Origin of the sequence: Streptomyces viridosporus (assembly GCF_002078235.1) — a bacterium.
GTDB lineage: Bacteria > Actinomycetota > Actinomycetes > Streptomycetales > Streptomycetaceae > Streptomyces > Streptomyces viridosporus.
In genome coordinates, this window is record NZ_MSGP01000470.1 from 1 (window position 1) to 9,897 (window position 9,897).

The 9,897-nt window shown below is 72.4% G+C and carries 10 protein-coding genes and 1 pseudogene; 3 read left to right on the top strand and 8 right to left on the bottom strand.

Annotated elements, in window-relative coordinates; all coding sequences use genetic code 11:
• The 6 genes and pseudogenes from B7L92_RS29350 to B7L92_RS29375 form a co-directional block, all read right to left on the bottom strand.
• Positions 1-799 (bottom strand): annotated as a pseudogene (locus B7L92_RS29350) (hypothetical protein); the annotation flags it as partial.
• Positions 800-946: 147 nt separating this feature from the next.
• Positions 947-1,888 carry a 23S rRNA (guanosine(2251)-2'-O)-methyltransferase RlmB gene (gene rlmB, locus B7L92_RS29355; RefSeq protein WP_081240397.1) on the bottom strand — a complete coding sequence of 314 codons (942 nt, stop codon included), beginning with the start codon at positions 1,886-1,888 and terminating at the stop codon, positions 947-949.
• Between the two features lie 127 nt (positions 1,889-2,015).
• On the bottom strand, positions 2,016-3,416 hold the full coding sequence (gene cysS, locus B7L92_RS29360; protein WP_081240398.1) for a cysteine--tRNA ligase: 1,401 nt from the start codon (positions 3,414-3,416) through the stop codon (positions 2,016-2,018).
• Between the two features lie 256 nt (positions 3,417-3,672).
• Positions 3,673-4,170: a 2-C-methyl-D-erythritol 2,4-cyclodiphosphate synthase gene (gene ispF, locus B7L92_RS29365; protein WP_004986513.1), complete on the bottom strand. Its 498-nt coding sequence runs from the start codon at positions 4,168-4,170 to the stop codon at positions 3,673-3,675.
• On the bottom strand, positions 4,160-4,936 hold the full coding sequence (ispD, locus tag B7L92_RS29370; RefSeq protein WP_081240399.1) for a 2-C-methyl-D-erythritol 4-phosphate cytidylyltransferase: 777 nt from the start codon (positions 4,934-4,936) through the stop codon (positions 4,160-4,162). The genes ispF and ispD overlap by 11 nt, the downstream gene beginning before the upstream one ends.
• Positions 4,937-5,266: 330 nt before the next feature.
• Complete coding sequence (locus tag B7L92_RS29375; RefSeq protein WP_003953493.1) at positions 5,267-5,749, bottom strand: CarD family transcriptional regulator; 483 nt, start codon at positions 5,747-5,749, stop codon at positions 5,267-5,269.
• Between the two features lie 818 nt (positions 5,750-6,567).
• Here B7L92_RS29375 and B7L92_RS29385 point away from each other — a divergent pair.
• Both B7L92_RS29385 and B7L92_RS40750 read left to right on the top strand, forming a co-directional pair.
• Entirely contained in the window at positions 6,568-7,251 is a 684-nt protein-coding gene (locus B7L92_RS29385; RefSeq protein ID WP_081240401.1) for a copper chaperone PCu(A)C domain-containing protein, read from the top strand.
• A gap of 19 nt (positions 7,252-7,270) precedes the next feature.
• Positions 7,271-7,444 carry a hypothetical protein gene (locus tag B7L92_RS40750; protein ID WP_159461068.1) on the top strand — a complete coding sequence of 58 codons (174 nt, stop codon included), beginning with the start codon at positions 7,271-7,273 and terminating at the stop codon, positions 7,442-7,444.
• Here the strand turns inward: B7L92_RS40750 and phoP are convergent.
• Complete coding sequence (gene phoP, locus B7L92_RS29390) at positions 7,426-8,106, bottom strand: two-component system response regulator PhoP (protein ID WP_016825667.1); 681 nt, start codon at positions 8,104-8,106, stop codon at positions 7,426-7,428. The two genes, B7L92_RS40750 and phoP, sit on opposite strands and share 19 nt — an antisense overlap.
• The gene (gene phoR, locus B7L92_RS29395) at positions 8,103-9,407 is read right to left on the bottom strand and encodes a two-component system sensor histidine kinase PhoR (protein ID WP_081240402.1); all 1,305 of its coding nucleotides are present in this window, start codon (positions 9,405-9,407) and stop codon (positions 8,103-8,105) included. The genes phoP and phoR overlap by 4 nt, the downstream gene beginning before the upstream one ends.
• A 269-nt stretch (positions 9,408-9,676) precedes the next feature.
• Between phoR and B7L92_RS29400 the strand changes: the two genes are divergently transcribed.
• Positions 9,677-9,897 (top strand): PhoU domain-containing protein (locus B7L92_RS29400; protein WP_304364720.1); only part of this gene is annotated, 221 nt, incomplete at its 3' end.

Here is a 9,897-nt window from a genome sequence, read left to right on the forward strand (position 1 = left end):
GATGAGTATAAGAGACAGGGGGGTCGCAGAGCTTGCCCATCCCGGCGTAGACGGAGATGCCGCCGAGGAAGACCCGCAGCGGGAGCAGGACGACGCCGAGGTTCATCCGGCGGCCGGGGTAGTAGGCGTGCCGGGCCGGGTCGTCGGCGTGCCGCCTGCCGCGCCGGCCGGTGTCCTCGAACGCGTCGTCGTCGTACGCGGAGCGGCCGTAGCCGTGGCCGTCGTGGGCGAAGCCGTCGTAGGCGGGTTCGTCGTAGGCGCTGCCGACCGTGCGCATGGGGGGCAGCAGGGGCCCGTCGCCGGGCCTGCGCGGGGCGCCGACGAACGGGGTCCTGAGGGGCTGGGTGGCCGGGCCGTCGTCGTGGTCGCCGTGGTCGCCGTGACCGGTGCCGGGGCGGGGGATGACCCGGGTGCCGGCCCCGGTGTCGCCGAGCGGTTCGTCGGTGTGCCGGACGCCCCCGCGCCGCACGGCCTGCAGGAGCCGGTGGGCGCCGGTGTCGTCGGGGGCGGACCGGCCGCTCCAGACGACGGGACGGCGGCGGGGCGCGGCCCGGCCCGCCGCACCCATGGTGGTGACGACGGGGATGCGGGCGGTGTCCTCGGCGCCCGGGTACCGTGCGATCCGCGGTGACCGGGCGTACCGCGTCGAAGCTCCCAGCTGCACGCGGAAGCTGGCGTGATTGACGATGACCTGCGCCGGATCGCTCGGCACCTTCACCATGCTCAGCGCGGGAGCGTCGTCGAGTCCCGACGAGCGGTCCCCCGTGGGTGTGCGGGGTGTTCTGGTGTCCACACTCATCTAACCGAGTGACGTGGTGTTAGGACACTGCCTTGACCCGCCGGATGTGTCCGGACCGCGTCAAGCTGGCCCGGACCGTCCGGAACGCCCCCTGTGGGTGACGATGTCGCACACCCGTTCAGGCGCCTCGCTCGTCCCCCGGTGGCGTCAGCCCCGGCGCCGGGCCGCCTCGTACAGGACGATGCCCGCCGCCACACCGGCGTTGAGCGACTCCGCGCCGCCCGGCATCGGGATCCGCACCCGGAAGTCGCACGTCTCGCCGACCAGTCGGGACAGCCCCTTGCCCTCGCTGCCGACGACGATGACGACCGGGCCCCCGAGCGCGTCCAGCTCGCCGATCTCGGCCTCCCCGTCGGCGGCCAGGCCGACGACCACGATCCCGGCCTTCTTGTACGCCTCCAGGGCGCGCGTGAGGTTGGTGGCGCGGGCGACGGGCGTACGGGCGGCCGTCCCCGCGGACGTCTTCCACGCACCGGCGGTCATGCCGGCGGCGCGCCGCTCGGGCACGACGACGCCGTGGCCGCCGAAGGCGGAGACGGAGCGGACGACGGCGCCGAGGTTGCGCGGGTCGGTGACGCCGTCGAGGGCGACGATCAGCGGGTCCTCGTCCTCGTCGTGGGCGCCCGCGACCAGGTCCTCGGGGTGGGCGTACTCGTACGGCGGGACCTGGAGGACCAGGCCCTGGTGGTTCAGGCCGTTCGTCATGCGGTCGAGTTCGGGGCGGGGCGCCTCCATGAGGTTGATCCCGCCGCGCTCGGCCGCGAGCTGGAGCGCCTCGCGCACCCGCTCGTCGTTGTCGATGAACTGCTGGACGTACAGCGTGGAGGCGGGCACGCCCTCGCGCAGCGCCTCGACGACGGGGTTGCGCCCGACGACGAGTTCGGAGCTCGAGCGGCCCCCGCCGCGCCGCTGCTGCGGGCGGCCCTGGGCGCGGCGCGCCCTGGCCTGGGCGGCGCGCTGCTTGGCGTGGCCCTTGCGCATCTCGGCGGGCGGCGTCGGCCCCTTGCCTTCGAGGCCCCGGCGCCGCTGGCCGCCACTGCCGACCTGCGCGCCCTTCTTGCCGGACATGCGGCGGTTGTTCGCGGCCATGAGGTATCCGTCTTCCGTGAAGTGGTGGGTGTGTGCGTCGCGTCTGTGGATGTGTCCGTGCGGTGTGCCGCCCGGCGCCCCGGGCGGCACGGCCGATCGGGGGAGCCGCGGGGCTCCCCGTGGTCCCTCAGCGCGGGCCGAGGTTCCAGCGCGGCCCCTGCGGGCTGTCCTCGATGACCAGGCCGGCCTGGCCCAGCCGGTCGCGGATGGCGTCCGCGGTGGCCCAGTCCTTGCGGGCCCGGGCGGCCTCGCGCTGGTCGAGGACGAGGCGCACCAGGCTGTCGACCACCCCGTGCAGGTCCTCGCCCCGGTCGCCCTCGCCGGCCCAGTGCGGGTCGAGGGGGTCGAGACCGAGGACGCCCAGCATGGCGCGGACCTCGGCGAGGCGGGCCACGGCGGCTTCCTTGTCGTCGGCGGCCAGCGCGCTGTTGCCCTGCCGGACGGTGGTGTGCACCACCGCCAGCGCCTGCGGCACGCCCAGGTCGTCGTCCATGGCCTCGGCGAAGGCGGGCGGCACCTCGGCGGACGGCTCCACCGGTCCGCCGGCGAGTTCCACGGTGCGCTGCACGAAGCCCTCGATGCGCGCGAACGCGGACTCGGCCTCGCGCAGGGCCTCCTCGCTGTACTCGATCATCGAGCGGTAGTGCGGGGTGCCGAGGTAGTAGCGCAGCACGATGGGCCGCCACCGCTTGACCATCTCGCCGACGAGCACCGAGTTGCCGAGCGACTTCGACATCTTCTCGCCGCTCATGGTGACCCAGGCGTTGTGCACCCAGTAGCGGGCGAACTCGTCGCCGTAGGCCTTGGCCTGGGCGATCTCGTTCTCGTGGTGCGGGAAGACCAGGTCGAGGCCGCCGCCGTGGATGTCGAAGACGGTGCCGAGGTACTTGTGCGCCATCGCCGAGCACTCCAGGTGCCAGCCCGGGCGCCCGCGGCCCCACGGCGTCTCCCAGCTCGGTTCGCCGGGCTTGGCCGCCTTCCACATGGCGAAGTCGCGCGGGTCGCGCTTGCCGGTCTCGCCCTCGCCGGAGGGCTGGAGGAGGTTCTCCAGCTCCTGGTTGGACAGCTGCAGGTACTCCGGGAACGAGGTGACGGCGAAGTAGACGTTGCCGTCGGCCTCGTAGGCGTGGCCGCGCTCGATGAGGCCGCGCATCATCTCGACCATCTCGGTGATGTGGCCGGTGGCGCGCGGCTCGTAGGTGGGGGGCAGGCAGCCGAGGGCGTGGTAGCCGTCGGTGAAGGCCCGCTCGTTCTCGTAGCCGATGGACCACCAGGGGCGGCCCTGCTCGGCGGACTTGGCGATGATCTTGTCGTCGATGTCGGTGACGTTGCGGATGAACGTCACCTCCAGGCCGCGGTACGCGAACCAGCGGCGCATGATGTCGAAGTTCAGCCCCGAGCGGATGTGCCCGATGTGCGGTGCCGCCTGCACGGTGGCACCGCACAGGTAGATCGAGACACAACCCGGCCGGAGCGGGATGAAGTCACGGATCTGCCGGGCGCTGGTGTCGTACAGGCGAATAGTCACCCCTCCAGGGTAGTCGGCACCGGGGTGTGCCCGGCGCCTTCCGGGGGTTTGGCGCGTACGGGTCGCCGCACACGGCCCGCGGGCCGCCGGAACACGGGCGGCGGACAGGGTCCGCCGGCCCGCCTCCGAGGGGCCGGCGGCGGGCCTCCGACGGACCGGTGGCAGGGCGGCGGCGGGGTGGCGCGGGGTGGTCGTGCCGGGGCCGCGTCGTCCGCACGGCCCGGCGGTCCCGCGTCCCTCCGGGGCCGAGGACCGCTCAGCCCGTGCGGACGACCAGCGCCGTCGCCACCGCCATGAGCCCCTCTCCCCGGCCGGGGAAGCCGAGCCCGTCCGTCGTGGCCCCCGACACCGACACCGGCGCCCCGGCGGCCTCCGACAGGATCTTCTGGGCCTCCTCCCGGCGCTTGCCGATCTTCGGCCGGGGGCCGACGACCTGCACCGCGACGTTGCCGATCCGGAATCCGGCCTCCCGCACGATCCGCGCGGCCTCGGTCAGCAGCGTCACACCGGACGCCCCGGACCACTCGGGCCGCCCGGTGCCGAAGTGCTGCCCCAGGTCGCCGAGCCCGGCGGCGGAGAACAGCGCGTTGCAGGCGGCGTGCGCGACGACGTCCGCGTCGGAGTGCCCGGCCAGACCCGGGCCCTCGCCCTCCCACTTCAGGCCGGCGCACCACAGCTCCCGGCCGTCCTCGAAGGCGTGGATGTCGGTGCCGATGCCCACCTGGGGGAGCACCGGGAGCGCCTCAGAAGCCATCGTTGAGCCTCCTGCGGGCCAGGACCGCCTCCGCGAGGACCAGGTCGAGGGGGCGGGTGACCTTGAAGGCCTCCTCGTGGCCGGGGACGGTGACGACGGTCGGGCCGAGCTGCTCGACCATGCTCGCGTCGTCGGTGACGTCGTCCGTCACCGTCTCGTGCGCGCGCACCAGGGTGGCCCGGTCGAAGCCCTGCGGGGTCTGCACCGCGCGCAGCAGGGACCGGTCCGGGGTGGCGACCACGCGCTCGGGCTCGCCCGGTGCGCCGGCCGGCTCGACCTGCTTGACGGTGTCGGCGAGCGGCAGCGCGGGGACGACGGCGACGGCGCCGTCGCGGACGGCCTCGATGACGGCGTCCACGGTGTCCACGGGGACGAGCGGGCGGGCCGCGTCGTGCACCAGGACGATGTCGTAGCCGGGCGGCAGCGCCTCCAGACCGAGCCGCACGGACTCCTGGCGGCTCCCGCCGCCGGGGACGACGAGGAAGTCGGTGCGCTCGGGCAGGGCGTGCGAGTCGAGCAGCGTCCTGACCTCGGCGGCGCCGTCGGGCGGGGCCACGACGACGACCAGGGAGACGGCGCGGGAGGCGGCCATCGCGCGGATCGCGTGGATGAGCATGGGGGTGCCGCCGAGCGCCCGGAGGGCCTTGGGGGCGCCCGGTCCGAGGCGCACGCCGCGGCCGGCGGCCGGGATCACGGCCGCCGTCCGGGCGGTCGCACGGCCGGGTGCGGGGGTCGACGGGGGCGGGGGGAGCGGATCGTCAGACATCGGTTCCTGTCAGGTTTGTGTGCTCGGCCTACCTGGGTATGGCCTGGGCGTACCCCCGCTCCCGAAGCGGGGGCAGTGCCGGGCGCGACGCCTCGACCAGCCCCTTCCGTGACTCTGGTCGGGCCGGCCGCCCGGGGCCCGGCACACCAGGGGCGGGGACGTGAGTGATGACACATTCCCCGGCGCGGCGCAAGTGCGGCGCGGGCACCACGGTGCACGGAGTCCGGGTACGCACATGCCGCAGCGCCCGGCGACGTCCAGGACGTCATCGGGCACCGCGGCATTTCGATGCGCTGAGCAGTGCTGAGCGAGAGATGCTCCGCCTCGGTCTCAGGAGGCGAGAACCTCGTCGAGCAGGGCCTCGGCCTTGTCCTCGTTGGTGTTCTCCGCGAGGGCGAGTTCGCTGACCAGAATCTGGCGCGCCTTGGCGAGCATGCGCTTCTCACCGGCGGAGAGTCCACGCTCGCGCTCACGACGCCACAGGTCACGCACGACTTCCGCGACCTTGATGACATCGCCCGAGGCGAGCTTCTCCAGGTTTGCCTTGTAACGACGGGACCAGTTCGTGGGCTCCTCGGCATACGGCGCGCGCAGCACCTCGAAGACCCGGTCCAGCCCGTCCTGACCGACCACATCACGCACGCCGACGAACTCCGCATTGTCCGCTGGCACACGTACCGTCAGGTCACCCTGGGCGACCTTCAGCACCAAGTAGGTCTTGTCCACGCCTTTGATCTGGCGAGTTTCGATTGCCTCGATCAGCGCGGCCCCGTGATGGGGATAGACCACGGTGTCGCCAACCTTGAACGTCATGTGACAGGTACCCCTTCCGTGGCTATCCAGGGTAACACGGATACGGCGTGTTCTGAATGGCGTTTTCGCAGGTCAGGGCCATTCTCGGGGCTTGACAACAGCAACAGGGACGTGCTGCGGACGCTGAGCGGAAGCAGGTATTCGCAGGTGGGAGCGGCTCTCCGGGGCAAGTGAAACGCGCACGTTACAGGCCTCCGAAGGCTCGCACGAGCGGCCGAACATCCCCATATGTCCGGTTCCGAGTGCTCGACTTCCGCTACTCCGTTCGGTGAGCGGAGCCGGGTTCCGGTCGAATCCGGAATTGATCACACGGTGTGAGGATGAGCGGCCCGGTGATCAATTCCGAGGCCGTCCGCGCATTCCTTCACGGGAAATGCTCGGCACCCCGGACGGCTATCGCGACGTGCGAGGACGGCTATGGCGAAGGCGCCTGCGTGACGCGCCCGGCCCGCTTATGGGAATGGCCGGGGACACCGGGCCGAAAGTGGCCCGTGAGTCGCGTGGGTCACACGGGTCACGAGTGACGGATGAGCGAGGGACGCGTGCCGGCCGAATCCGTGAAGCCCGGGTTCACGGCCCGGGTCCACAGCCCGGTTTCACGGCCCGGGTGTCCGGGACGCACGAGCCCGTGCGCCACCGGACCGCCGCCGATGCGGTGACGCCGCCGGGAGGAAAGCCGCCTTCCCGGGGAACGGGGTGGGCCTTGGGGAGGGTCGGGTGCGGTCACTCGGGGGCGGCTCGGTAACCTAAGGCCGCTGACAGATCATTTAAGGCGGCTTTACGGCCGCCAACGCTCGAGTCAAGGAGTTGCCGCCGCCGTGAGCAGCAGCCTTCGACGCGGCGCCCTCGCCGCCGCCGCCATCGCGTTCTCGATCGCCTCGCTCTCCGCGTGTGCGGCCGGCAACAACGCCCAGACCCTGCAGATCAAGCCGGACAACGCGGCCACCACCGTCGGCGACATCAAGGTCCAGAACGCCGTGGTCGTCACCCAGCCCGACCTCGAGTCGACGGGCCCGGCCGTCATCGCCGCCACGCTGTTCAACGAGGGCCGCACCGACCAGACCCTGGAGTCGATCGCCCTCCCCGGCACCGGCAAGAGCGTCAAGCTCACCCCCGCCGAGGGCGGCAGCCTGACCGTCCCGGCCGGCGGTTCGCTCATCATCGGCGGCGAGGGCAACGCCTCCGCCGTCCTGCCGAGCAGCCGCGAGGCCGTCCAGGACGGCAACGCGCAGAAGGTCACCTTCACCTTCAGCAAGACCGGTGACGTGAGCCTGCGCGCGTTCGTCTACCCGGCCGAGCACTTCTTCAGCAGCTGGGGCCCGACCGAGATCCCGGCCGCGCCGGGCGCCTCGTCGCAGCCGTCGGCGGAGTCCTCCGACGAGCCGGCCGACGAGGGCGACGGGGCGACGGAGTCCGGGGCTCCGGCGGACGGCGGCGCCACGGGCGCCCCGTCGGGCACCCCGACCGACGCCGCCTCGGCGAGCCAGCAGGCCGGCGACTGACCGGTCGCACGACGCACACGTGAAGGGCGGGCCCCCGCGCGGGGGCCCGCCCTTCACCGTGCCGGGACGCTCTCCGCGTCCTCCGCGGCCTCTACGGCTCTCCTACGGCTTCTCCAGCTCCTACGGCTTTTACGTCTTCTACGGCTTCTACGGCTTCTACGGCTTTTACGTCTTCTACGGCTCGAACTTGTAGCCGAGACCGCGCACCGTCACCAGGTACCGCGGCGCGCCCGGGTCCGGCTCGATCTTGGCGCGCAGCCGCTTGACGTGGACGTCGAGCGTCTTGGTGTCGCCGACGTAGTCGGCGCCCCAGACCCGGTCGATGAGCTGCATGCGCGTCAGCACCCGGCCGGCGTTGCGCAGCAGCATCTCCAGCAGGTCGAACTCCTTCAGCGGCAGGTCGACCTTGGTGCCGCCCACGGTGACCACGTGCCGGTCGACGTCCATCCGCACCGGGCCGGCCTCCAGGGCCGCGGGGGCGGCCTCCTCCGGCTCGCCGCGGCGGCGCAGCACCGCGCGGATGCGGGCGACCAGCTCGCGCGAGGAGAACGGCTTGGTGACGTAGTCGTCGGCCCCTATCTCCAGGCCGACCACCTTGTCGATCTCGCTGTCCTTGGCCGTCACCATGATGACGGGGACGTTGGAACGGCCGCGCAGCTGGCGGCACACCTCGGTGCCCGGCAGTCCGGGCAGCATCAGGTCGAGGAGGACGAGGTCGGCGCCGTTGCGCTCGAACTCGTCGAGTCCGTCGGGCCCGGTGGTCGCGACGGCGACCTCGAAGCCCTCCTTGCGGAGCATGTACGACAGGGCGTCGGAGAAGGACTCCTCGTCCTCGACGACGAGCACTCGGGTCACGGAAGGACCTCCGGGGAGGGAAGCGTTTCGTACGCGGATGGATCGGAAGAGTGGGGGGATGAGGGGTGCGATGAGGAGTGGGACCCTCCGGCCTCGCGGTCGAGGCCGGCGGACTCGTCCCGGTGGGACGTCTGACGGGTGCGGTCGCGGGCCGCTCCGGCCTCCGGCAACCGCAGGGTGAAGGTGGAGCCCTGGCCCTCGGCGCTCCACACCGTGACCTCCCCGCCGTGCGAGGCGGCCACGTGCTTCACGATCGCGAGGCCCAGGCCCGTACCGCCGGTGGCACGGGAGCGGGCCGGGTCGACCCGGTAGAAGCGCTCGAAGACGCGCTCCTTGTCCTTCTCCGAGATGCCGATGCCCTGGTCGGTCACGGCGATCTCGAGCATGTCCCCGCCGGGCTGGGCGACCCTGCGGGCCGCGATGCCCACGCGGGTGCGGGCGGGCGAGTAGTTGACGGCGTTCTCGACGAGGTTGCCGAGCGCGGCGGCGAGCTGGCCACGGTTGCCCCACACGTGCAGGTCGGCGGTGCCGCCGGTGGCCATGGTGATCTCCTTGGTGCCGGCCGCGTGCCGGCACCGGTCGATGGCCTCGGCGACCAGTTCGTCCACGCGGACGGGTTCGGCGTCCTCGAGGGGATCGTCGTTCTGCACCCGGGAGAGGTCGATGAGCTCCTGCACCAGGTTGGTGAGCCGGGTGGCCTCGATCTGCATGCGCCCGGCGAAGCGCTCCACGGCCTCCGGGTCGTCGGAGGCGTCCATGACGGCTTCGGAGAGCAGCGAGAGGGCGCCGACGGGGGTCTTGAGCTCATGGCTGACGTTGGCGACGAAGTCGCGTCGCACCGCCTCGATGCGGCGGGCCTCGGTGAGGTCCTCGACGAGCAGCAGCACGAGCCGCGAGCCGAGCGGCGCCACCCGCGCGGAGACCGCCAGGGCCTCGCCCCGTCCGGTGCCCCGGCGGGGCAGGTCCAGCTCGACCTGCCGTATCTCGCCGTCCCGCCGGGTGTCACGGGCCATCTGCAGCATCGGTTCCACGGCGAGCTTGCCGCCCCGGACCAACCCGAGCGCGTACGCGGCGGAGCTGGCCTTGACCACGCCGTCGGCCTCGTCCAGGACGACCGCGGAGGAGCGCAGCACGGACAGGACGGTGTCGACCCCCGGCGGCAGGACCGGGTCGGTGTGCAGGGAGGTGCGCGGGGGACGCCGTTGTTCGCGTTCGCTGAAGCGGAACGCCAGCATGGCGATGACGCCGGTGAGCACCCCGGCGATCGCTGCCACTGCGGCGACCGCCGCGTTCACGTCCATGCGTCCAGGTTAGGCATGGCGCGGGCGGTGCCCACAGCCGTCGGAGGGCGAGCTCGAACACTCGTCGCCCAGAGTTCACCTTGGAGCCAGGGATGGTTCATATGGGGTGACGGAACCGGACGCGTAAGGGACGGAACGTGGGAGCGTGGGGTTCGACCGTCGGCCGTGCGGGGTGCGCGATCGACGGTCCCGCGACGGGGCACCCGGCCCCGGACCTCGCAGGAGCCCAAGCCCCTGAACCCCTGTACAGACGCATGAGAGGAACCCTGATGCGGGACGCGTACCACGAGGAACTGGATTCGATCGGCGACGGTCTGGTGGAGATGGCCCGACTGGTCGGGTCGGCGATCGGGCGCGCCACGACGGCCATCCTCGACGCCGATCTGAAGCTGGCGGAGAACGTGATCGAGGCCGACCAGAAGGTCGACGAACTCCAGCACGACCTGGAGGCCCGGGCCATAGCCCTGCTGGCGCGCCAGCAGGGCTATGG